19 protein-coding genes and 1 other RNA gene are annotated in these 21,412 nt (G+C 61.4%); 12 read left to right on the forward strand and 8 right to left on the reverse strand.

Going from position 1 to position 21,412, the window contains the following annotated elements; all coding sequences use genetic code 11:
• Window positions 1-84 precede the first annotated feature (84 nt).
• The 6 genes from ligA to Q7C20_RS09870 all read left to right on the forward strand — a co-directional run bounded on the left by ligA (window position 85) and on the right by Q7C20_RS09870 (window position 7,022).
• Window positions 85-2,433, forward strand: coding sequence for an NAD-dependent DNA ligase LigA (gene ligA, locus Q7C20_RS09845; protein WP_375066994.1), 2,349 nt, complete (start codon window positions 85-87; stop codon window positions 2,431-2,433).
• Between the two features lie 116 nt (window positions 2,434-2,549).
• Window positions 2,550-3,716, forward strand: coding sequence for a putative zinc-binding metallopeptidase (locus tag Q7C20_RS09850; RefSeq protein ID WP_375066996.1), 1,167 nt, complete (start codon window positions 2,550-2,552; stop codon window positions 3,714-3,716).
• A gap of 225 nt (window positions 3,717-3,941) precedes the next feature.
• An RNA gene (gene ffs, locus Q7C20_RS09855) (signal recognition particle sRNA small type) lies at window positions 3,942-4,038 on the forward strand.
• Window positions 4,039-4,239: 201 nt separating this feature from the next.
• A complete protein-coding gene (locus tag Q7C20_RS09860; RefSeq protein ID WP_375066998.1) occupies window positions 4,240-5,190 on the forward strand; it encodes an N-acetylmuramidase family protein in 951 nt (316 codons plus the stop codon).
• Window positions 5,191-5,377: 187 nt separating this feature from the next.
• Window positions 5,378-6,424, forward strand: a complete 1,047-nt coding sequence (locus tag Q7C20_RS09865) for an N-acetylmuramidase family protein (RefSeq protein WP_375067000.1) — start codon at window positions 5,378-5,380, stop codon at window positions 6,422-6,424.
• A gap of 1 nt (window position 6,425) precedes the next feature.
• Window positions 6,426-7,022: a hypothetical protein gene (locus tag Q7C20_RS09870; protein WP_375067001.1), complete on the forward strand. Its 597-nt coding sequence runs from the start codon at window positions 6,426-6,428 to the stop codon at window positions 7,020-7,022.
• A gap of 56 nt (window positions 7,023-7,078) precedes the next feature.
• On the opposite strand, the gene Q7C20_RS09875 is transcribed toward Q7C20_RS09870, so the two are convergent.
• Window positions 7,079-7,987, reverse strand: a complete 909-nt coding sequence (locus Q7C20_RS09875; RefSeq protein ID WP_375067003.1) for a DUF2167 domain-containing protein — start codon at window positions 7,985-7,987, stop codon at window positions 7,079-7,081.
• A gap of 61 nt (window positions 7,988-8,048) precedes the next feature.
• Window positions 8,049-8,912 carry a LysR family transcriptional regulator gene (locus tag Q7C20_RS09880; RefSeq protein ID WP_375067005.1) on the reverse strand — a complete coding sequence of 288 codons (864 nt, stop codon included), beginning with the start codon at window positions 8,910-8,912 and terminating at the stop codon, window positions 8,049-8,051.
• 102 nt (window positions 8,913-9,014) lie between these two features.
• Here Q7C20_RS09880 and Q7C20_RS09885 point away from each other — a divergent pair, with 102 nt between their 5' ends.
• The 5 genes from Q7C20_RS09885 to recR all read left to right on the forward strand — a co-directional run bounded on the left by Q7C20_RS09885 (window position 9,015) and on the right by recR (window position 14,395).
• Window positions 9,015-9,950, forward strand: coding sequence for a DMT family transporter (locus Q7C20_RS09885; RefSeq protein ID WP_375067007.1), 936 nt, complete (start codon window positions 9,015-9,017; stop codon window positions 9,948-9,950).
• 147 nt (window positions 9,951-10,097) lie between these two features.
• Window positions 10,098-12,176, forward strand: coding sequence for a DNA polymerase III subunit gamma/tau (gene dnaX / locus Q7C20_RS09890; protein ID WP_375067009.1), 2,079 nt, complete (start codon window positions 10,098-10,100; stop codon window positions 12,174-12,176).
• A 44-nt stretch (window positions 12,177-12,220) separates the two neighbouring features.
• Entirely contained in the window at window positions 12,221-12,559 is a 339-nt protein-coding gene (locus tag Q7C20_RS09895; RefSeq protein ID WP_078738519.1) for a YbaB/EbfC family nucleoid-associated protein, read from the forward strand.
• Window positions 12,560-12,692: 133 nt separating this feature from the next.
• A complete protein-coding gene (locus tag Q7C20_RS09900) occupies window positions 12,693-13,727 on the forward strand; it encodes an NADP-dependent oxidoreductase (RefSeq protein ID WP_375067011.1) in 1,035 nt (344 codons plus the stop codon).
• 65 nt (window positions 13,728-13,792) lie between these two features.
• Window positions 13,793-14,395: a recombination mediator RecR gene (gene recR / locus Q7C20_RS09905; RefSeq protein WP_348059925.1), complete on the forward strand. Its 603-nt coding sequence runs from the start codon at window positions 13,793-13,795 to the stop codon at window positions 14,393-14,395.
• Between the two features lie 161 nt (window positions 14,396-14,556).
• Here the strand turns inward: recR and Q7C20_RS09910 are convergent, their stop codons facing one another.
• Entirely contained in the window at window positions 14,557-15,105 is a 549-nt protein-coding gene (locus tag Q7C20_RS09910; protein ID WP_348059927.1) for an adenine phosphoribosyltransferase, read from the reverse strand.
• Between the two features lie 80 nt (window positions 15,106-15,185).
• Window positions 15,186-15,920, reverse strand: coding sequence for a fumarate/nitrate reduction transcriptional regulator Fnr (gene fnr / locus Q7C20_RS09915; protein ID WP_348059929.1), 735 nt, complete (start codon window positions 15,918-15,920; stop codon window positions 15,186-15,188).
• Between the two features lie 153 nt (window positions 15,921-16,073).
• Between fnr and Q7C20_RS09920 the strand changes: the two genes are divergently transcribed.
• Window positions 16,074-16,544, forward strand: coding sequence for a hypothetical protein (locus Q7C20_RS09920; protein WP_375067013.1), 471 nt, complete (start codon window positions 16,074-16,076; stop codon window positions 16,542-16,544).
• A gap of 7 nt (window positions 16,545-16,551) precedes the next feature.
• Here Q7C20_RS09920 and hemN read toward each other — a convergent pair whose 3' ends face one another.
• From hemN to Q7C20_RS09940, 4 genes are all read right to left on the reverse strand, one after another.
• The gene (hemN, locus tag Q7C20_RS09925; RefSeq protein ID WP_375067015.1) at window positions 16,552-17,934 is read right to left on the reverse strand and encodes an oxygen-independent coproporphyrinogen III oxidase; all 1,383 of its coding nucleotides are present in this window, start codon (window positions 17,932-17,934) and stop codon (window positions 16,552-16,554) included.
• 120 nt (window positions 17,935-18,054) lie between these two features.
• Window positions 18,055-18,738: a sulfite exporter TauE/SafE family protein gene (locus Q7C20_RS09930; protein ID WP_375067017.1), complete on the reverse strand. Its 684-nt coding sequence runs from the start codon at window positions 18,736-18,738 to the stop codon at window positions 18,055-18,057.
• Window positions 18,731-18,943: a cbb3-type cytochrome oxidase assembly protein CcoS gene (ccoS, locus tag Q7C20_RS09935; protein ID WP_375067018.1), complete on the reverse strand. Its 213-nt coding sequence runs from the start codon at window positions 18,941-18,943 to the stop codon at window positions 18,731-18,733. Before ccoS ends, Q7C20_RS09930 begins: the two co-directional genes overlap by 8 nt.
• Window positions 18,944-18,965: 22 nt before the next feature.
• Entirely contained in the window at window positions 18,966-21,410 is a 2,445-nt protein-coding gene (locus Q7C20_RS09940; protein ID WP_375067020.1) for a heavy metal translocating P-type ATPase, read from the reverse strand.
• Between the last annotated feature and the right edge of the window lie 2 nt (window positions 21,411-21,412).

Genomic DNA, 21,412 nt, shown 5'->3' on the forward strand with positions numbered 1-21,412 from the left:
ATTGGTTTCCAGCGTTGTCAGTAGAATAAGCGCACTACCATTTGAGCAGCTTCGGCTGCTCTTTTGCTTTCTGAGAGAACACCCATGACCGCCGCCCACACCCGCATCCTTGAATTGCGCGCTGAACTGGATCAGCACAACTACCGTTATCACGTCCTCGACGAGCCGAGCATTCCGGACGCCGAGTACGACCGGTTGTTTCACGAGCTCAAGGCCCTTGAGGCCGAGCATCCGGACCTGGTGACGCGTGATTCGCCGACGCAGCGGGTGGGCAGTGCGGCGTTGTCGGCATTTACTCAGGTCAGTCATGAGATTCCGATGCTCAGCCTGGGCAACGCCTTTGATGAAACCACGATGCTGGAATTTGACCGCCGGGTAACCGAGGGGCTGGATCTACCGGCGGGTAATCTCTTTGGGAGTGTCGAGTACAGCTGCGAGCCGAAGCTCGATGGCCTGGCGGTCAGCCTGCTGTATCAGGACGGCGAACTGGTACGCGGCGCCACCCGCGGCGACGGCACCACCGGCGAAGACATCAGCGTCAACGTGCGCACCGTGCGCAATATCCCATTGAAGCTGCACGGCAGCGGCTGGCCAGCGACCCTCGAAGTGCGCGGTGAAGTGTTCATGTCCAAGGCCGGCTTCGAGCGGCTGAACGCCTCGCAACTTGAAGTGGGCGGCAAGACCTTCGCCAACCCGCGCAACGCCGCCGCCGGCAGCCTGCGTCAGCTGGACTCAAAAATTACCGCCAGCCGCCCGCTGGAATTCTGCTGCTATGGCGTGACCACTGATATCAGCGACACGCATATCGGCAACCTGCAGCAGTTGAAGAAATGGGGCATGCCCATCAGCCACGAGCTGAAACTGGCCAAGGGGATTCAGGATTGCCTGGACTACTACCGCGATATCGGCGAGCGGCGTAACAGCCTGCCGTATGAGATCGACGGCGTGGTGTTCAAGGTCAACAGTATTGCCTCCCAACGTGAACTGGGCTTCCGTGCCCGCGAACCGCGCTGGGCCATCGCGCATAAATTCCCGGCCATGGAAGAGCTTACAGAGCTGCTCGACGTGGAATTCCAGGTCGGCCGCACCGGCGCCGTGACCCCGGTGGCGCGCTTGAAGCCGGTCAAGGTGGCCGGTGTGACCGTCTCCAACGCTACGCTGCATAACATGGATGAAGTTGCGCGATTGGGCGTGATGATCGGCGATACCGTGATTATCCGCCGCGCCGGTGATGTGATCCCGCAGGTGGTCTCGGTGGTACTCGAGCGCCGCCCGGAAACTGCCCGCGCCGTGCCCATTCCCCAGACCTGCCCGGTGTGTGGCTCCCACGTGGAGCGCACGCAACTGGTCAAGCGCAGCAAGGGCAAGGAAACCGTCAGCGAAGGCGCGGTGTATCGCTGCGTTGGCCGCCTGGCCTGTGGTGCGCAGCTCAAGCAGGCGATTATTCACTTCGTCTCGCGCCGCGCCATGGACATTGACGGCCTGGGCGACAAGACCATCGAGCAACTGGTGGATGAAAAACTTATCGGCTCGCCGGCTGACCTTTTCAAACTTACGTACGAGCAGATCATCGACTTGGAAGGCTTCGCTGATATTTCCAGCAAGAAGTTGATCACCGCCATCGAGAACAGCAAGACGCCGACTCTGGCGCGGTTTATCTACGCCCTGGGCATTCCCGACGTGGGCGAGGAGACGGCCAAGGTGCTGGCGCGCTCGCTGGCGTCCCTTGAGCGGGTGCAGAAGGCCTTGCCGGAAGTGTTGACCTACCTGCCGGACGTAGGCCTGGAAGTGGCGCACGAGATTCACAGCTTCTTTGAAGACAGCCATAACCGGGACGTGATCGGCGCGCTGCTGTCGCCGGACGAATGCGGCCTGCAGTTGCAGGATCAAGGCGACCTCGCTGCCGAGTTCGCTGCCAGCACCACCTTGGGCGGGTTACTCGACAAGCTGCACGTGCCAAGCGTCGGCCCTGGCGCGGCACAGAAACTGGCGGATAAATTCGGCTCCCTGGAAGGCGTGATCAACGCCGACTGGCTGGATATGCGCCAGGCGCTGCCCGAAAAGCAGGCCAAGGCCGTGCGCGATTTCTTTGATAACACCGAGAACGCCACGCACGCCATGGCCATCGAGCAGCAGCTCAAGGACTTCGGCATGCATTGGGACAGTGAGAAGAAAGTCGTCGAAGGTTTGCCGGAAGCAGGCCACACGTGGGTGCTGACCGGCTCGCTGGAGCTGATGAGCCGCGACGTGGCCAAAGACAAGCTCGAAAGCCTCGGCGCCAAGGTGGCGGGCTCGGTCTCGGCGAAAACCCACTGCGTGGTCGCCGGGCCGGGCGCTGGTTCGAAGCTGGCCAAAGCCAGTGAGCTGGGTTTGAAAGTGCTGGACGAAGAAGCCTTCGTCGCTTTCCTCGCCAGGCACAACATCTCCGTCTGACGGGATCCTGTGGCGAGGGAGCTTGCTCCCGTTGGGCTGCGCAGCAGCCCCTCTCAGGAAAGTGAACGATATCCTGCGTGAGATGATCTAGTCTCTGTCAACCAGGAGAGACCGCCATGTTCCGCTACTTCGAGCAACTCAGTTCGCGCATCGCAGCACCGTTCGTAGCCGGGTCGTCTCGCAACAGCAAGGTATGGCAATGCCGCTGCGGGCAACCTCTATTCTTTCGCAACAGCCAGTGCCTGGCTTGCCAGGCGCTGTTGGGCTACCAGCCGCAACAAAGCCGCGTTTCATCCCTTCAGCCGGGCCCCGTCGCCGACACTTGGCTTGCGGACGACAACCTTGACGCCGGTGCCTTTCGCCGCTGCGCCAACCTCGATACCCCGGCCGCGTGTAACTGGCTGATCCCGGCCCACAGCACTGCGCCGCTGTGCGTGGCGTGCAGCCTGAACCGTACCATTCCCGACCTGTCCATCCCGGAAAACCACGATCGCTGGCGCAAGGTCGAAACCGCCAAGCATCGGCTGGTGGCGCAACTGATAAGCCTGGGCCTGCGCGTGGTGCCCAAGAGTGTCGACGAAGACACCGGCCTGGCGTTTGACTTTGTCGGCATCGACCTGGAAGGCAATGCGCCGATGACAGGCCATTCCAACGGGCTGATTACCCTGGATATCAAGGAAGCCGATGACGCTCATCGCGAAAAGGTCCGTGTGCAAATGCGTGAGCCCTATCGCACGTTGCTCGGCCATTTTCGGCATGAGGTTGGCCACTACTACTGGGATCGGCTGATCGCTGATAGCCACTGGCTCGAAGCGTATCGCAGCCTGTTCGGTGACGAACGCGCCAGCTACGCCGATGCCCTCGACCAGCACTACCAAAACGGCCCGCGCCCGGACTGGCAGCAAACCTGCGTCAGCGCCTACGCGACCATGCACCCGTGGGAAGACTGGGCGGAAACCTGGGCCCACTACCTGCACATGATGGACGCCGTCGACACCGCCCTTGGCTTTGGCATGAGCGCCCGCGAGATGGACCTGGACTACCAGCCATTTCCCCTCTCCACGCTCTATGACCCCGCACACCCCGGCGGCACGGCATTCCTGTCGTTCGTCAACGCCTGGATCGAACTGGCCGGCATGCTCAACGAACTGTCGCGCAGCATGGGGCAGCCGGACTTTTACCCCTTTGTGCTGCCGCCGGCGGTGATCGCCAAGTTGCACTTCATCCATCTGGTGATCCAGGAGGAGGGTGGTCGGGCGGATGAGGTCGTACAGGCGCAATAAGTTGCTGTGTGTGGGAGCTGGCTTGCCTGCGATGGCGTCACCGCGATATCACTGATGCACCGAGTCGCTGACATCGCGGGCAAGCCCGGCTCCCACAAGGTGCGAGGCCGTAGGCAAGTGCTTGAACCAGCGGATATTTTTAATCCCGAACCAACGGTTGTAACTTCCGATGAGATCGGTACAATGGCCCCGCTTGCCGAGAGGCAGGCGTCGTTATGGTGACCCCATCGGTCCCCCCGCAACGATTACCCGTGAACCTGGTCAGAGCCGGAAGGCAGCAGCCACAGCGGGAACATTGTGTGCCGGGGTGTGGCTGGTGGGGTTGCCTCCATAACGCTCTTCCTCGCAGTACCCCCTCTGTTTCAACTCAATATTTCTTGCTCAGTTAACTGCCAAGCCTCATTGCGCCGTCGATGACCACTGGACAACTGCATGCCGCCTGCTAGCGTGATTCAGGTAAGCGACCCCGTGCTGGAGTAGTGAAGAAGTGAAGGCACTCATTCCCTGATTAAGGATGATTGCCATGACCAGCCTTCAAGGTTTACCCGTTTCTATCAAAGCTTCAGTCGGCACGCCAGGCAAGGCCGTTAACGACCCTGCCGACGTTCGATCCATTCAACATCTGTTTAATCTGATCAAGTCCACCTCCGATTTGCCCCTGGTGGAGGACGGCAAGTCCGGCCCCAAGTTGGTCCAGCGCATCAGTGCGTATCAAGTTGCTCGCCTGAAGGCGAAAAACCCCGACGGCGTGATTGATGCCAATGGCCAGACCTTCAAGAGCCTGGTCGAGGACGCAGGCAAGGCGACGCCTGCCGTGCAAGTGCCAGTTCAGGCTGAGAAAGACCGGCAGCAATGGCTGACAGAGGTGACGTGCGACGGTGGTGTCACGCTGACCGAGGCAGATTTCAAGAATGCGGCCGCCCAACTGGGTAATGGTATTTCGGTGAACCTCATCAAGGCGTTTGCCACCGTTGAGTCCGGCGGACGTTCCGGCTTCGGGCCAGCCAAGCTCCCGGTGATTGCGTTTGAAGGGCACACCTTCCGCAAGTACACCGGGAACAAGTACGACAAGTCTCACCCCTTGCTGTCGTACCCTTACCTGGTCAAGGCAGGCCCGCAATGGAAGGCCAATAACAGGGACCAGGCCACAGCCTGGCGCACCCTCGCCGACGCATTCAAGCTAGACCCGCAGGCCGCCCTGAAGTCAGCTTCGTACGGCATGTTTCAAATCATGGGTTTTAACTTCGCCGCCTGCGGTTACAAGAACGTCACCGATTTTGTGGTCGCGATGAAACTCAACGCTGGCAATCACCTGAAGGCGTTCGTCGGTTTTTGCAGCAAGACCCCGCCCGTGATCAAAGCGATGAGGAACAAGGATTATGTGGGCATGGCCTCCAATTACAACGGCGACGACTACGGCGACTACGACAAGCGCATTAAAAAAGCCTATGAGGCGCTTGAACAGAAAAAATAGCGGTGTAAGCACTCTCTTGTGTTGATTACGCGGCGCATTGATTGCTTTCTCACCGCTATCAATGCGCCCACTGGACAAGCCAAAACAGACTTGTTAGCTTGCGCGAGCCATTTGTTTCAGAATATGACAAGTGCGCTGCTTTGAGATTGAAGTGCTATCACTTCGCTGACTAACAAGGACGTCTGTCATGAAAAGCCTGCAAGGGTTGCCCCGTCTTATCAGTGCTTCAGTCGGCGCTCCGGGGAAAGCGCGCAACTTGCCTGCCGATGTTCAGTGCATCCAGTATTTATTCAATTTAATCATCCCCAAGATGGGTTTTCCGCTGGCCGAAAACGGCAAGTGCGACGGCCAGTTGGTGCAGTGCATCAGCCAGTATCAGTTCCGCCACCTTAAATATGCCCATCCCGATGGCGTGATCGACCCCACCGGTCGAACCTTCAACAGCCTGATTGAGGAAGCGATGAAGGTGCCGATAAACGCCTTCCCGACGGCACGCATTCCGAGCTTTCTCAATGTGTTCGGCAATAACAACGGCGACGCCGTGCAGGCCACGGTCAACGTTTACCTGGACCGTATGCGCGCGATGGTGGAGGCCGAGCGGCGCAACCGTCAATTGATACTCCAGGCCACATGCGACGGGGGCATGACCCTCACCGACACCGACTTCCAGAACGCCGCAACGCAGTTGGGCAGCGGTATTTCGGTGAATATCGTCAAGGCGTTTGCCACCGTTGAGTCCGGCGGGCGCTCGGGGTTCGGGCCGGAAAAGTTGCCGGTGATTGCGTTTGAGGGTCACCTGTTTCGCAAGTACACCAAGCATATCTACGATCAGGCGCACCCGTTGCTGTCCTATGTCTACGTAATGAAGGCCGGGCCGCAGTGGAGAACCAATAACAAGGATCAGACCAAGGCCTGGGAAACCATGGCCACCGCGTTTGCGCTGGATCAGGAAGCGGCGCTGATGTCGGCGTCCTGGGGCATGTTTCAGATCATGGGTTTCAACTTCACTTCATGCGGTTACAAAACCGTGTTTGAATTTGTCGCGGCATTAAAGATTAATGCTGGCTATCAACTTAAGGCGTTTATCAGTTTTTGCAGCCAAAGCCCGGCATTGATCACGGCCATGAAAGATAAAGATTATGTTGCCATGGCGCGCAACTATAACGGCAAGGATTACGGCGACTATGACAGGCGTATCAAAAATGCCTACGAAGCATTGGAAGGGAAAAAATAAGATGACGCGTATTCTAGCAATGGGTGTGTTGTCGTTGTGCGCTGTGGCGCCGGCATTTGCGGACGAAACCGCCCTGCATTCGGGCAAGTACGAAGGGCTGATGCTGGCCGTGACGCCCCAGCACCAGGTCGAAGGCTATTACGCCGAAACACTGGGCGTGGGCGTAACACGCAGTTGCGCGTTCTACCTGCAAGGCGCGCCCGAAGCGCTCAGCACCTGGCTCGACGAGGTCTACCCCGGCACGGTGGCCGCGTCGTCCGATGGCGTGACCCTGACCGTGGAGCAGGGCCGTCAGCACCCTGGCTGCATGAGCGTGCTGATGCCGGAAATCGCCACGGGCCTGGAGTTGACCCAAACCGCCAGCACGCAGTGGATTGGTCTGGTGACGGTCTCGGCCGACAAGGCCTACCTGCTCAAAGCGCCTGGCGACGATGCGGCAAAACGCCCGTACATCGTCAAGGATGATGTAGTGGGGGTGCTGGCGTTCAAGGATGGCTGGGCCGAGGTTGAATACACCAACGCCAGGGATCATACCTACACCGGCTGGATCAGCAGCGATCAATACAGTCGCCTGTCTGTGCCGCCTGCGCAGCACTGAGCCAATCCTCTACGCCGCAGCGTGCTAGCCACGCTGCGGCGTTTTTGTGTCCAGGTTCAGCCCTTGTTGCGATTAAACAGTTTGCGCACGAATGCGAGCAGCGCCACAACGCCAATCACCAGGAATTTCTTTGCGGCGAGCAGGAAGATGCCGATCTTGGCGAACAGCCCGGCTTTGGCGGCGATGCCGCCTGCAACCAAGGCAGCCAGGCCGTAAGTCGCCGCCTTGTCGGTGCTTGGGTTGAAGTCGGTGTACAGGTTGCCGTCGGTGAAGTTGGTAAAGGCCAGCACCTTGGGCAATTCCTGCTTGATGATCGGCAGGTCGGCCATGGCCGCCACGGCGTTGAGTTCCAGCACGCCTTCACGGCCGAGCACGCGGATGCTGTAGTTGAGGGTCGTCTGCTGGGCGTCATCGGCTTTCAGCTCACGCGCCCAATACATTTTGTGGGTGGCTTCATCGTAATGTGGCGGCTCGGCCCAGCCCAACAGGTGCAGGCCGGAGTAGCCCTGTTTTTGGCGGGCCTTGTTTTCTTCTTCGTCTTCTTCCTGCATTTGCTTGAGCAGTTCGGCGTAGTCGATTTTCGCCGCGTCCTCGTCGGAAATGTGCCCGTCGTTGTTGTAGCTGACGATCACGCCCCAGCCGCGTTCCGCCAGCGGGCTGACGGCTTTTGGCACGATCATGCCCAGGGTCTTGAAGCCCGGCGGGTTGCCCCAGCCGTCGGTTAGCAAGCGCTCGGTGTCGGCCGGGTTGAGGTAATAGAACTCGTCGTTGAGCTTGAGGGTGGCGATATCACCGGGCAGGGTGACTGTGCCGGTCTGCTGTTTGAGTGAGGCGAGGAAATGCTCGGCCGTTTCGGCCGGTGCGCTGGCTTCAACAGGCGCAGGGGCGGGCGTGGCAGCAGCAAAAGCACTGGCAGCAGGCAGGCTCAAGGCGGCCGCCGCCATTAAAACGCGGAAGTAATTCATGGTAGTCCCTTACATTTAGAATCAATTTGGCGAAAGAATAACTGAAAGGGAATGTTACCGGTTAGCCGAACGTTTCCCGCAGCAGCTCGGCAAATGCATCGCGTGCCAAATGGCGCTGGGTGTCCTTGTGCCAAAACAGCAGGTTATCCACGGCCTGTAATTCTTCGAACCGGTACGAAGCCAGCTGATTGGCCTGCGCGTAACGCGCCATAATGCCTTCCGGCGCCAACGCCACGCCAATCCCCGCGCTGACGCAGCCGATGATCGTGCCCCAGCTGGCATAGCTGGCGATGCTCGGCTTGAAATCATGGGGCTTGACCCAGTTTTCCAGCGCCGCGCGGTAGGGGCAGCCGGGTGGCCATACCAGCAGCGTGCGGCCGGCCAAGTCCTCGGCGCTGTTGATCGGCTCACTGGACGCGCTGGCAATCAGCACCAGGCGTTCGCTGTAGACCACGCTGTGTTCGAGCCTGGCGCGCTTTGCGCCAGCCGCTACCAGCGCCACATCCAGACGGTGATGTTGCAAGTCATCGAGTAACCCGGCCCACGCGCCCGTCACCAGTTCAAGGCTGACATCCGGATAACGCCGGTGGTATTCGGCCAGCAGCGGTGGCAGTCGCCCGCTAGCGCTGGATTCCACCGCACCGATGCGCAGGGTGCCACGGGGAATCGCGTTGGCGTCCACTGCGCGTTTGGATTCATCCACCAGCGCGAGGATGCGCTCGCAGTAATCCAGGAAGATCTCACCGGCGGCACTGATCGCCAGCCCACGCCCGGCGCGGATAAACAGTGGCGTGCCCAACTCGCTTTCCAGCTGCTTGATGCGCGTGGTGATGTTGGACGGCACGCAATGCAATTGCAGGGCGGCCTGGGCCACGCTGCCGGTTTGCGCCACGGCTCGCACCATTTTCAGTTGGGCCAGTTCCATTGCTCAGTTCCAGTGATATCTGAAGTCAGAAACGCTTAATTGTCCTGCGCTTTGCCCGGGCCAAGACTGGCGGCACTCCTTCTGCGTATCCGGATGCCGTCGATGAATACCCCGCCCCCCCTGAAGCTTACGCTAGTCGTTGCCAGCGTCATCCTCTGCTGGGCGTATTCGCCCATCGGTGTGCACATGGGCCTGCACAGCTATAGCCCGGGCCAGCTGGCATTGCTGCGATTTTTGATCGCCTCGGTGTTCATGGGCGGCGTGGCGCTGGTGGTGGGCATTGGCAGGCCGCAGTCAAGGGACGTGCCCTGGTTGTTGGTGCTGGGTTTTTTTGGCGTGTTCCTGCACCACACCTGCCTGAATAGCGGGCAGCAGTGGGTCACGGCGGCGGCGTCGAGTGTGTTGGCGCAGTCGGCGCCCCTGTTCAGTGTGTTGATTGCGTTTTTCTGTTTGAAGGAGCGGGTCAGTGTGTGGCGCTGGAGTTGCGTGCTGCTTGGGCTGGCGGGCGTGCTGGTGGTGATTTGGGGCGACCACGGCGTGGGGGATATCGACCCGCGTGGCCTGCTGATTCTGCTGGCGGCGGTGTCGTGGAGCGTGTATTTCGCGATACAAAAGCACTACGCCCACCGTTACAGCCCGCTGACCATGGCGTGCTACATGGTCTGGTCAGGCACCTTGATGCTCTGCGTGAACCTGCCAGGACTGCCGGCCACCGTGGTACGCGCGCCTTTGCCGGAGAACCTGGCGGTGCTGGTGCTGGGGGTTTTCCCGAGCGCCTTGGCGTATGTGGCCTGGGGCTTTGTGTTGAAACACGTGGACGTCAGCCGTGCCTCGGTGGCGATGTACCTGATTCCGCCAGTCGCCATGGTGATGGCCGCCACCTTGCTCGGCGAGCACGTCAGCGTGCAGGTGATGCTCGGCGCAGTGATCGTGCTCGCCAGTGTGGCGGCCATCAGCCTGGAAGGGCGCTGGCGGTCAATCGCTAAGGCTGGGCATGCGCAGGCGCAGACGCAGGCGCAGGTGCCGCGAGGCGGGTAACGGAAATCATCCATAAAGCGCTCAGGTTCAGGCCTTCTGGGCCTCAACTCGATGCGCTTAGTCAGATTAGACGAGCGTGCCGGATGCAATTTCCCCCTTGCTCCGCTAGCATTACCGGCTTCCGCTTCCCAGTTGCGACGGTTTTCGATGAGTTATCAGGTTCTTGCACGTAAATGGCGTCCGCGCTCGTTCCGCGAAATGGTCGGCCAGACCCATGTGCTCAAGGCTCTGATCAATGCCTTGGACAGCCAGCGGCTGCACCACGCCTACCTGTTCACCGGTACGCGGGGGGTGGGCAAGACCACTATTGCGCGCATCATCGCCAAGTGCCTGAACTGTGAAACCGGTATCACGTCCACGCCTTGCGGCACGTGTTCGGTGTGCAAGGAAATCGACGAAGGGCGTTTTGTCGACCTGATCGAGATCGACGCCGCAAGCCGCACCAAGGTCGAAGATACCCGCGAGCTGCTCGACAACGTGCAGTACGCGCCGAGCCGGGGCCGCTTCAAGGTCTACCTGATCGACGAAGTGCACATGCTCTCCAGCCATTCCTTCAACGCCCTGTTGAAAACCCTGGAAGAGCCGCCGCCCTACGTCAAATTTATCTTGGCCACCACCGACCCGCAGAAGCTTCCTGCAACGATTCTGTCGCGGTGCCTGCAGTTCTCCCTGAAAAACATGACCCCCGAGCGTGTGGTCGAGCATTTGACCCACGTGCTGGGCGTCGAGAACGTCCCGTTCGAAGACGACGCGCTGTGGCTGCTTGGCCGCGCCGCCGATGGCTCGATGCGTGACGCCATGAGCCTCACCGACCAGGCCATCGCCTTCGGTGAAGGCAAGGTCATGGCCGCCGACGTGCGCGCCATGCTCGGTACCCTCGACCACGGGCAGGTGTTCGACGTGCTGCACGCGCTGATCGAGGGTGACGCCAGGGCGTTGCTCGAAGCCGTGCGCCACTTGTCGGAGCAAGGCCCGGACTGGAACGGCGTGCTCTCGGAAATTCTCAACGTGCTGCACCGCGTCGCCATCGCCCAGGCCTTGCCTGAGGGCGTCGACAACGGGCATGGCGACCGCGACCGCGTGTTGGCCCTGGCCCAGGCGTTGCCGGCCGAAGACGTGCAGTTTTATTACCAGATGGGCCTGATCGGCCGCCGGGATTTGCCCCTGGCGCCGGACCCGCGCGGCGGCTTTGAAATGGTCCTGCTGCGAATGCTGGCCTTCCGGCCCGCGGACTCGGCAGATGCGCCGAGACAGCCGCTAAAGTCAGTGGGGATCAGCCAGGCCACAGTTGATTCCGCCAAACCAGTGGCTGGCGCGGCAGTTGTCGCGCCAGTAGTGGCTGCGCCTGCCCCGGTTGCTCCGGCGCCTGAGCCTGTGGTGGCCGCGCCCGTGGCCGAGCCGCAAGCGGTCGTCGAGCCAGAGCCAGAGCCAGAGCCAGAGCCAGAGCATGCGCCAGCCCCGGTGGTCGATTTGCCGTGGAATGACCCCGTAGAGGCCGAAGCCGAGTTGCAGCCGTTTGTTGAGCCTGTGCTTGAGACTATCGGCGAGCAGCCCGATTTGACGCCGATGCCCACGCCGACGCCGGACAGTGTGGTGCCCGCCGCGACTGAGTGGGTCGCAGCGCCCGTGCCAGAGCCGACCGTTGCCCAAGTCGACGCCGCCACGCCGGGCATCGATCTGGACGACGAGCCGCCGCTGGACGAAGACTATATCGAGCCGGACATGGATTCGGCCTACAGCTACCTGGACGAATTGGCCAGCGAACACACGGCAGAGCCAGCCCCCGAGCCCGAAGCGGAACCGGCTGCGGCCCCGGCGACCGGCCTGGCCCTGCAATGGCTGGAGTTATTCCCGAAGCTGCCGATTTCCGGCATGACCGGCAGCATCGCCGCCAACTGCACCCTGATCTCCATAGAGGGCGACCACTGGCTGTTGCACCTGGACCCGGCCCACAGCGCCCTGTTCAACGCGACCCAGCAGCGCCGCCTCAACGACGCGCTGAACCAGTACCATGGGCGCACGCTGACCATCGCCATCGAACTGATCAAGCCCGAGCAGGAAACCCCGGCCCAGGCCGCGACCCGCCGGCGCATTCACCGCCAGAAGGACGCCGAGGACTCGATCCACGCCGATCCGCTCATCCAGCAAATGATGCAACAGTTTGGTGCGGTGGTCCGTCACGATACTATTGAACCTGTCGACGCCCCGGTGCCCCAAGCGTCATGACACCGGGCTACTAACTTGATCCACGTACTTTTGAGGTGATTCCCATGATGAAAGGTGGCATGGCCGGCCTGATGAAGCAGGCGCAGCAGATGCAGGAAAAAATGGCCAAGATGCAGGAAGAGCTGGCCAACGCCGAAGTCACCGGTAAAGCCGGTGGCGATATGGTCAGCGTGGTGATGACCGGTCGTCACGACATCAAGCGTGTGAGCATCGACCCAAGCGTACTGCCAGGTGCGAGTGAAGATGACCTGGAAATGCTTGAAGCGTTGTTCGCTGCGGCCGTCAACGACGCCGTGCGCAAGATCGAAGCCAACAGCCAGGACAAAATGTCCGGCGTGACCGCCGGCATGCAACTGCCGCCGGGCATGAAGATGCCGTTCTGATCGTCCAGCCAAGGGCTAGACTCAAATGCCAGGCCATGTGCCTGGCATTTTTGTTTGTGTTGATCCAATCGAACCCTCGCCCGGCAAACGGGGTCTGCACCCTGTACCGATGAATTCGCTAAAGGAGCCTCTGATGCCTCAAGAACCGATTCTGAACCAGCGCATTGTCCTGGTTTCTCGCCCGCAAGGCGCGCCGACCCCGGAGAACTTCCGCCTGGAGCGCGTTAACCTGCCGGAGCTGGCAGACGGCCAAGTGCTGTTGAAAACCCTGTATTTGTCCCTCGACCCCTATATGCGTGGGCGTATGAGCGACGCGCCGTCCTACGCCGCACCGGTGGAAATCGACGAAGTGATGACCGGCGGCGCTGTCAGCCGTATCGAGCAATCGCGTAATCCGAAATTTGAAGTGGGCGACCTGGTAGTCGGTGCCACCGGCTGGCAGAGCCACAGCATTTCCGACGGTCGCAACCTGATCCCGGTACCGAATGGGCTCGCCAGCCCGTCGATGGCCTTGGGCGTATTGGGCATGCCGGGCATGACCGCCTACATGGGCCTGATGGACATTGGCCAGCCCCAGGCCGGGGAAACCCTGGTGGTGGCTGCAGCCTCTGGCGCGGTGGGCTCGGTGGTGGGGCAAGTGGCCAAGCTCAAGAGCTTGCGCGTAGTCGGCATCGCCGGTGGTGCCGACAAGTGCCGCTACGTCGTCGATGAGCTGGGCTTTGATGCCTGTGTTGACCACAAGAGCGATGATTTCGCCAACGAACTGGCCCAGGCGTGCGCCAAAGGCGTGGACATCTATTTTGAAAACGTCGGCGGCAAGGTGTTTGACGCGGTGCTGCCATTGCTCAACGCCAAGGCGCGTATTCCGCTGTGCGGGCTGATCGCCGGTTACAACGCCCACGAAGCGCCCAGCGGCCCGGACCGTTTGCCGGCATTGCAACGCACCTTGTTGACCAAGCGCGTGCGCATCCAGGGTTTCATCGTGTTTGATGACTATGGCGATCGCCAGCCTGAATTCCTCAGCGCCATGGCGCCGTGGGTGCGGGACGGCAAGATCAAGTTCCGCGAAGACGTGGTCGACGGCCTGGAGCAGGCGCCTGAAGCCTTTATCGGTTTGCTGGAGGGGCGCAACTTCGGCAAGTTGGTGGTGCGCGTCGCGCAGGATTGAGCATTTGACGCTAATCCGGGGCGCGGGTATAAACCGCGTCTCGTTGTTTTGTCGGACCTTTGCCCATGAGCTTCAGCCCCCTGATTCGCCAACTGATCGACGCCCTGCGCACCTTGCCGGGCGTGGGCCAGAAAACCGCCCAGCGCATGGCCTTGCAGCTGCTGGAGCGTGATCGCAGCGGTGGTACCCGCTTGGCCCAGGCCCTGAGCCAGGCCATGACCGGTGTGGGCCACTGCCGCCAATGCCGCACCCTCACCGAAGAAGACCTGTGCCCGCAATGCGCCGACGTGCGCCGCGACGACACGCTGCTGTGCGTGGTGGAAGGGCCGATGGATGTGTACGCGGTGGAGCAGACCGGCTACCGAGGGCGCTACTTCGTGCTCAAGGGGCATTTGTCGCCACTGGACGGCCTGGGGCCGGAAGCCATCGGCATTCCGCAATTGGTGACGCGGATTGAAGAGCAGGGCACGTTTATTGAGGTGATCCTGGCGACCAACCCGACGGTGGAAGGCGAGGCGACGGCGCATTACATTGCCCAACTGTTGAGCAACAAAGGCTTGATCACTTCGCGCATCGCCCACGGCGTGCCGCTGGGTGGCGAGCTGGAACTGGTCGATGGCGGGACGCTGGCGCATTCGTTCGCGGGCCGCAAGCCGATCGCCCTCTAAACACACCGCTGACCTTCACTCTGCGGTGATGCCATCGCAGGCAAGCCAGCTCCCACACAAGCCAGCTTCCACATGTTGAATGCATTCACACATTCAACATGTGGGAGCTGGCTTGCCTGCGATAAGGCCGGCCCAGATACCACACGCCTCAGTTCAAACTGTTACCGCTCAGTCAACGCAAACTGCGTCAAACAAAACGTGGGAATCCCCATGTCCTGCAAGCGCTGCGAGCCACCCAGTTCCGGCAAGTCAATAATCGCCGCTGCTTCAAAAATACTCGCGCCCATGCGCCGCACCAGGTTCGCCGCAGCAATCAGGGTGCCACCGGTGGCGATCAGGTCATCAAACATCAGCACCGAATCGCCCTCACACAGGCTGTCGGCATGCACTTCCAGGAAGGCTTCGCCGTACTCGGTCTGGTAACCCTCAGACAGCACGTCAGCCGGCAGCTTGCCTTGCTTGCGGAACAGAATCAGCGGCTTGTTCAACTGGTAGGCGATGATCGAACCGATCAGAAAGCCCCGCGCGTCCATCGCGCCGATATGGGTGAAGTCGGCTTCGACATAGCGCTGGGCAAAGCTGTCGGCCACCAGGCGCAGGGCGCGGGGCGATTGGAACAGCGGCGTGATATCGCGAAAGATCACCCCAGGCTTGGGGAAGTCGATGACAGGGCGGATCAGGGATTTGATGTCGAACGAATCGAAGGTCATCGTCGAAGAGTCCTGGGGTAGAAAGCGGACTCGAAGTATACCTGCGGCCTCGCCGATTGGCTCGGCCGCAAGCGTCTGGATCAGCCGTCGAGGGTGCCGCCAGCCAATGCACACAATTGAATCGGATCGAGGATATGCACCTCTTTGCCTTCGGCGGCAATCAGCGCGTTCTGCTGGAAGCGGGTAAAAACGCGGGACACGGTTTCCACCGCGAGGCCCAAGTAATTGCCGACTTCGTTGCGTGACATGCTCAGGCGGAACTGGTTGGCCGAGAACCCGCGTGCACGGAAACGTGCGGACAAGTTGACCAGAAAGGTGGCAATTCGCTCGTCGGCGGTTTTCTTCGACAGCAACAGCATCATCTGTTGGTCGTCACGAATTTCGCGGCTCATCACACGCATCAGTTGGCGACGCAGTTGTGGCAATTGCAGCGACAATTCGTCCAGGCGTTCGAAGGGGATCTCGCACACCGACGTCGTCTCCAGGGCCTGGGCCGACACCGGGTGAATTTCGGTGTCCATGCCGGACAGCCCGACCAGTTCGCTGGGCAGGTGGAAGCCGGTGATTTGCTCTTCGCCGTTGTCGCTCAGGCTGAATGTCTTCAACGCTCCCGAACGCACTGCATAGACGGAGTCAAACGTGTCGCCCTGGCGAAACAGAAACTCGCCTTTTTTCAGCGGGCGGCCGCGTTTAACTATGTCGTCCAGCGCATCCATGTCTTCCAAATTCAGCGAAAGTGGCAGGCAGAGGGGGGCCAGGCTGCAATCCTTGCAATGAGCCTGACTGTGAGCGCGCAGTTTAACTGGCTCGGACATTTCTTAAATCCTTGTGGGAAAACACACATAAGACGTAAGGGTAACGCACCGGGGGGTATCAGACCAGCATGTACAAAAAACCGCCAACGGTATAAAGCTTTGTGTATCGATGCCGATACACAGGTAAATCTCTAATGAGCTGGAGCTCAGGTCATGTCGGTAACCCCTCTTAATAACCCCGTTATTACCACGAAGGCTGTGCCGGTCTTGAAGATCTCCGATTTGCTTGAGGGCAAAACGGTCTACGACAAACCTGCTGCTCCGCCCACGCCGGGTGAAGGGGTGGTGGTAACGATATCCGGGGCGGGGCTTAAAGCGGCTCAAGGCAGCAGCAACCCCAACAAAGACATCGACGACAGTGGCCTGAAAGACAGCATCAAGCAGTTGCTGAAAATGATCCGCGAGCTCAGGAAACAGCTCGCCGAGAAGATGGCTCAGTTGTCTGCGGCCATGAATGACACCGCCTTGAGCCCGGAAGCCCGCCAAGCCAAGGTCGCGGGTTTGCAGGGTGATATCGCTTCAATCCAGGCCGGGTTGATGACGGCTCAGACGCAACTGGCCAAGTCGCTCAAAGATGAGACGGCTGCGGCGAATGTGGAAGCCGTGAGCCTGCTGGCGAAGTAATTCAGGCTCAGATCACTCGGGAAAAACGTTGCCTGTTCTGGTGCTCCAGGTAGGCATCGAACACCATGCACACCGAACGCACCAGCAAGCGCCCGGCCGGCAGCACGCGAATGCCTTTGGCATCCAGTTCGATCAGGCCGTCTGCGGCCATCGTCTCCAGTTGCGGCCATACGTCGTCGAAATAGCCACGAAAGTCGATGTTGAAAGCCTGCTCGATGCCCCCGAACGCCAAGCTGAAATTACAGATCAACTGCTGAATCACTTCTCGCCGTAATCGATCATCCGTGGTGCACACCAAGCCACGGCTGGTGGCCAGTTGCGCGCCTGCGAGGGCGTTCTGGTAGTGATTGAGGTCGCTGCTGTTCTGGCAGTACAGGTCGCCAATCTGGCTGATCGCCGACACGCCCAGCCCGATCAAATCGCAATGCCCGTGGGTGGTGTAGCCCTGGAAATTACGCTGCAACCGGCCGTCTTCCTGGGCCACGGCCAGTTCGTCATCCGGCAGGGCGAAGTGGTCCATGCCGATGTAGCGGTAACCGGCGCGGGTCAACTGTTCAATGGTGGTTTGCAACATCAGTAACTTCGCCGCCGGGGTGGGGAGGTCATCGCCGTTGATGCGCCGCTGAGGCATGAAACGCTCCGGCAAGTGCGCATAGTTGAACACCGACAGGCGATCGGGTTGCAGCTGGATGACTTCCTCCACCGTGCGCGCAAAATTCAGCGGTGACTGCTTGGGCAGGCCGTAGATCAGGTCGATATTGATCGAGCGAAATTGCAGGGTGCGCGCCGCATCAATCACCGCACGGGTTTCTTCCAGGCTTTGCAGGCGATTCACCGCACGTTGCACGTCGGGGTCTAGGTCCTGCAGGCCAATGCTCACGCGGTTGAAGCCCACTTCACGCAGCAGGCCCATGGTCGCCCAGTCGGCTTCGCGCGGGTCGATCTCGATGCCGTAGTCGCCGGAATCATCGTCGAGCAAATTGAAGTGCTGGCGCAGGCACGTCATCACTTGGCGCAACTCGTCGTGGCTGAGAAAGGTTGGGGTGCCGCCGCCGAAGTACAATTGCTCCACTGGCTGTTTGGGGTCGAGGTGGCAGGCCACCAACTGAATCTCTTGCTCCAGGCGTTGCAAATAAGCCTGGGCGCGGCCACGGTCCTTGGTGATGACCTTGTTGCAGGCGCAGTAGTAACAAATGTTGGCGCAAAACGGCACATGCACGTACAGCGACAACGGCCGCACGGCCTTGCGACTTTCGCGCAGGGCGTGAAGCAGGTCGAAGCTGCCGACCTGGCTGTCGAATTGGACGGCGGTGGGGTAGGACGTATAGCGCGGCCCCGCCAGGTCGTAGCGGTGAATCAGATCAGTGTCCCAACGAATGGCGTCGAGCATGCGGGCGTTCCCCGGATTGGCTAGTGGGCCGAGTCTAGGGGCGAGCCGCACCTGGCATGTTGATTTGCATCAACGGGGAGCGGCGCCATGCCACACTGTCAGGCCCTGAAAGGGCTGGATTCAATGGCCCATCAGCCAGTGCTGGTGCGGACCTGGCAACGTCCAAAGGCCAAACAGCATCACCAACACGCCACCGGCCATGCGCACGCTGCGTTTGCGCAGTAAGGCCGTCACGCGTTCAGCCGCCAAACCGGTTGCCAGCAGCACCGGCCAGGTTCCCAAGCCAAACGCCAGCATCAACAACCCGCTGTCCAGTGCATTGCCCTGGCTCGCCGCCCACAGCAGGGTGCTGTAGACCAACCCGCACGGCAACCAGCCCCATAGCGCGCCCAGCAGCAATGCGCGCGGCAAGCTGGACACCGGCAGCAAACGGTTGGCGACGGGCTGTATGTAACGCCACAGGCCGCGCCCGAGGCTTTCAATACGCGTGAGGCCGCTCCACCAACCCGCCAGGTACAGGCCCATGCAAATCAACAGCACGCCGGCGAGCACGCGCATGAACATCGCCGCCGGGCTGTTGGCCACCGCCCAGCCCGCCAGGCCAATCAACACCCCGGCGGCGGCGTAGCTGAGGATGCGCCCCAGGTTGTACGCCAGCAGCAGGCGAAACCTGCGGCTGCGTTGCTCCTTGGGAATCGCCAGGGTCAACGCGCCCATCAGCCCGCCGCACATGCCCAGGCAGTGCCCGCCGCCGAGCAGGCCGAGGATCAATGCGGAGATAAGCAGTGGCGCCAGTTCAAGCATGGGGCGGGTCTTTGGGCGATTGCTCGGGGCCGTTGGCTTCGTCGACGGCGGCCAAGTGGTTCGGGTCCTGGTCGTCGAACAGCACGCTGTGGGCCGGGCCGTCGAGGTCGTCGTACTGGCCGCTGTCCACCGCCCAGAAGAAGATGTAGATGGCCACGCCAACCAATAACAGCGCCGCCGGAATCATCACGTAGAGAGCTGGCATCTGTACTCCATGCCCGCGCGGCTCAGGCCGGCAGCGGGCGGGTTACCAAAGGGGCGCTGGCGGCCTGCGCACTTGGCAGGCGAGTCAGGCGCAGGGCGTTGAGCACCACGGTCAACGAACTGAGGGACATGCCGATCGCCGCCCATATCGGCGTGATCCAACCCAGGGCAGCAAAGGGCAGCATAAGGCCATTGTACAGCCCGGCCCACAGCAGGTTTTCGATGATGACCCGCCGCGTGCGTCGCGCCAGGGTAAATGCGTGCACCAGGGCCTCCAGGCGGTTGGACAATAACACCGCGTCGGCGCTGGTTTTCGCCAGGTCGGTGGCCGAACCCATGGCCACGCTGATGTCGGCGGCGGCGAGTACGGGCACATCGTTGACACCGTCGCCAAGCATCAGCACCTTGCGGCCTTCCTTGTGCAAACGTTGCAACACCTGCAGCTTGTCGTCGGGGCGCAGGCCACCGTGGGCTTCGTCGATACCCAATTCGGCAGCTACGCTGGCGACCATCGGCGAGGTGTCGCCCGACAGCAGCAACGTGCGCCAGCCGCGCGCCTTGCACGCCGCCAGCAAAGCCTTGGCATCGCTGCGCAGGCGGTCGTCCAGTACGAACCAGGCGAGGGCACCGTCACGGTCGCCGAGCAGCAGCCATTGCCCGGCTTCGTCGGGTGACGTGGGAATCGCGCAGCCGCTCAGCGCGCAGACGTAGTCAGGTCTGCCGATGCGCAGCAGGCGCTCACCCACGCGGCCTTCCAGGCCCAGACCGGGTGAGCTGAGGACCTCATCAGCGGCCAAAGGCGCGCGCCCGAACGCGCGAGCTATCGGGTGCTCGGAGCGGTTTTCGAGGGCGGCGGCAAGGCCAAGGCAGTCATCGCTGTTCAGTGCGCCCAGCGCGCGGATCGCTCTAAGCGCCAGTCGGCCTTCAGTCAGGGTGCCGGTTTTGTCGAAGATCACCGTGTCGATCTGGTTCAGACCTTCCAGCACATGGCCGCGTGTGAGCAGCAGCCCGAGTTTATGCAGGGAACCGGTGGCGGCGGTGAGGGCGGTCGGCGTGGCCAGGGACAGCGCGCACGGGCAGGTCGCCACCAGCATGGCCAGGACGATCCAGAACGCCCGCGATGAATCCAGCTCCCACCACACCAGGCCGATCACCGCCGCCGCGATAAGTGAACACAACAGGAAACCCTGCGCCGCGCGGTCGGCGATCTGAGCCAGGCGTGGTTTCTCGGCCTGGGCGCGCTCCAGCAGGCGCACGATGGCAGACAGTCGCGTGTCATGGCCCAAGGCGCGGATCTCAACCGTGAGCGCGCCTTCCACGTTGAGCGTGCCCGCCGTGACGCTGTCACCGATGTGCCGAGGTTGCGGCAGGTATTCACCGGTGAGCAGCGATTCGTCGATGCTCGATTGGCCGTCAAGGACCACGCCATCCGCCGGCAGCACTGCGCCGGGGTGCACCAGCACGCGATCACCCAGCGCCAGTTCGCTCAGCAGGATCCGTTCGCTGTGCCCGTCACCTTTGAGGCGCAGGCACGAGGCGGGCAGTAAGTTGACCAACTGCGCGGTGGCCGCCGCCGTGCGCTCACGGGCGCGGCGCTCCAGGTAGCGACCGGCCAGCAGGAACAGCGCGAACATGCCGACGGCGTCGAAATACAGCTCGCCGGTGCCGGTGATTGCGGTCCAGATGCCTGCCAGATAGGCGCTGCCAATCGCCAGCGACACGGAAACATCCATGGTCAGGTGACGCGTGCGCAGGTCGCGCAGGGCGCCTTTGAAAAACGGCGCACAGCTGTAGAACACAATCGGTGTTGTCAGAAACATCGCGACCCAGCGCAGGATCACGTGCAGTTCCGGGCTCAGGTCGATATTGAATTCCGGCCAGGTGGCCATGGTTGCCATCATCGCCTGAAACCACAGCAAACCGGCCACGCCCAATTGGCGCAGGGCCAGGCGGTTTTCACTGGCCAGTTGCTCGGCGGCGCGATCGGCCTGGTAAGGGTGGGCGGCATAGCCGATATGGCGCAGCTCGCCGAGCAGTTGGCTCAATGGCAATTGCCCGTCGGCCCACTGCACGTGCAGGCGATGGTTGGACAGGTTCAACCGCGCCTCGGCCACGGCAGGCAGCGCGCGCAGGTGTTTTTCGATCAGCCAGCCACAGGCGGCGCAGCTGATGCCTTCCATCAAGAGGGTGGTTTCGGCGAATTCACCGTCGTGACGTACGAAGGGTTTTTGCACGTCGGCGCGGTCGTACAGTGCCAGTTCGTCGACCAACTGCACGGGCAACGTTTCGGGGTTGGCCGAGGCTTCGCTGCGATGTTGGTAATAGGTTTCCAGGCCGCCGGCCACTATCGCTTCGGCCACCGCCTGGCAACCCGGGCAGCAGAGTTCGCGGCGTTCGCCGAGGATGACTGCCGTGAAGCGACTGCCGGATGGGACGGGCAGGGCGCAGTGGTAGCAGGGGATGGTCATGG

Origin of the sequence: Pseudomonas sp. AMR01, from assembly GCF_041946035.1 — a bacterium.
GTDB classification, from domain to species: domain Bacteria; phylum Pseudomonadota; class Gammaproteobacteria; order Pseudomonadales; family Pseudomonadaceae; genus Aquipseudomonas; species Aquipseudomonas antarctica_B.

Excerpts from the sequence above, each read along its gene's own strand:
- ligA (WP_375066994.1), top strand. The coding sequence starts at position 85 with ATGACCGCCGCCCACACCCGCATCCTTGAATTGCGCGCTGAACTGGAT.
- Q7C20_RS09850 (WP_375066996.1), top strand. The coding sequence starts at position 2,550 with ATGTTCCGCTACTTCGAGCAACTCAGTTCGCGCATCGCAGCACCGTTC.
- Q7C20_RS09860 (WP_375066998.1), top strand. The coding sequence starts at position 4,240 with ATGACCAGCCTTCAAGGTTTACCCGTTTCTATCAAAGCTTCAGTCGGC.
- Q7C20_RS09865 (WP_375067000.1), top strand. The coding sequence starts at position 5,378 with ATGAAAAGCCTGCAAGGGTTGCCCCGTCTTATCAGTGCTTCAGTCGGC.
- Q7C20_RS09870 (WP_375067001.1), top strand. The coding sequence starts at position 6,426 with ATGACGCGTATTCTAGCAATGGGTGTGTTGTCGTTGTGCGCTGTGGCG.
- Q7C20_RS09875 (WP_375067003.1), bottom strand. The coding sequence starts at position 7,987 with ATGAATTACTTCCGCGTTTTAATGGCGGCGGCCGCCTTGAGCCTGCCT.
- Q7C20_RS09880 (WP_375067005.1), bottom strand. The coding sequence starts at position 8,912 with ATGGAACTGGCCCAACTGAAAATGGTGCGAGCCGTGGCGCAAACCGGC.
- Q7C20_RS09885 (WP_375067007.1), top strand. The coding sequence starts at position 9,015 with ATGAATACCCCGCCCCCCCTGAAGCTTACGCTAGTCGTTGCCAGCGTC.
- dnaX (WP_375067009.1), top strand. The coding sequence starts at position 10,098 with ATGAGTTATCAGGTTCTTGCACGTAAATGGCGTCCGCGCTCGTTCCGC.
- Q7C20_RS09895 (WP_078738519.1), top strand. The coding sequence starts at position 12,221 with ATGATGAAAGGTGGCATGGCCGGCCTGATGAAGCAGGCGCAGCAGATG.
- Q7C20_RS09900 (WP_375067011.1), top strand. The coding sequence starts at position 12,693 with ATGCCTCAAGAACCGATTCTGAACCAGCGCATTGTCCTGGTTTCTCGC.
- recR (WP_348059925.1), top strand. The coding sequence starts at position 13,793 with ATGAGCTTCAGCCCCCTGATTCGCCAACTGATCGACGCCCTGCGCACC.
- Q7C20_RS09910 (WP_348059927.1), bottom strand. The coding sequence starts at position 15,105 with ATGACCTTCGATTCGTTCGACATCAAATCCCTGATCCGCCCTGTCATC.
- fnr (WP_348059929.1), bottom strand. The coding sequence starts at position 15,920 with ATGTCCGAGCCAGTTAAACTGCGCGCTCACAGTCAGGCTCATTGCAAG.
- Q7C20_RS09920 (WP_375067013.1), top strand. The coding sequence starts at position 16,074 with ATGTCGGTAACCCCTCTTAATAACCCCGTTATTACCACGAAGGCTGTG.
- hemN (WP_375067015.1), bottom strand. The coding sequence starts at position 17,934 with ATGCTCGACGCCATTCGTTGGGACACTGATCTGATTCACCGCTACGAC.
- Q7C20_RS09930 (WP_375067017.1), bottom strand. The coding sequence starts at position 18,738 with ATGCTTGAACTGGCGCCACTGCTTATCTCCGCATTGATCCTCGGCCTG.
- ccoS (WP_375067018.1), bottom strand. The coding sequence starts at position 18,943 with ATGCCAGCTCTCTACGTGATGATTCCGGCGGCGCTGTTATTGGTTGGC.
- Q7C20_RS09940 (WP_375067020.1), bottom strand. The coding sequence starts at position 21,410 with ATGACCATCCCCTGCTACCACTGCGCCCTGCCCGTCCCATCCGGCAGT.